The sequence below is a fragment of the Lacisediminihabitans profunda genome (genome assembly GCF_008040105.1).
In the GTDB taxonomy this organism is placed as follows: domain Bacteria; phylum Actinomycetota; class Actinomycetes; order Actinomycetales; family Microbacteriaceae; genus Lacisediminihabitans; species Lacisediminihabitans profunda.
Genome location: NZ_VRMG01000058.1, coordinates 1 through 360, shown reverse-complemented (window position 1 = coordinate 360; position 360 = coordinate 1). Strand labels below are relative to the sequence as shown.

The window sequence follows — 360 nt, the reverse complement described above, 5'->3', positions numbered from 1 at the left end:
CTTTCGAGCCTCAGCGTCAGTTGGTGCCCAGTAGGTCGCCTTCGCCACTGGTGTTCCTCCCGATATCTACGCATTCCACCGCTACACCGGGAATTCCGCCTACCTCTGCACTACTCAAGAAAAACAGTTTTGAAAGCAGTTTATGGGTTGAGCCCAGAGGTTTCACTTCCAACTTGCCGGTCCGCCTGCGCTCCCTTTACACCCAGTAATTCCGGACAACGCTTGCACCCTACGTTTTACCGCGGCTGCTGGCACGTAGTTAGCCGGTGCTTTCTTGTTAGGTACCGTCATTATCGTCCCTAACGACAGGAGTTTACAATCCGAAAACCTTCTTCCTCCACGCGGCGTCGCTGCATCAGG

Annotated in this window: 1 rRNA gene; it reads right to left on the bottom strand. The window is 54.2% G+C overall.

The features are described from left to right. A 16S ribosomal RNA gene (locus FVP33_RS19040) occupies positions 1-360 on the bottom strand; the annotation flags it as partial.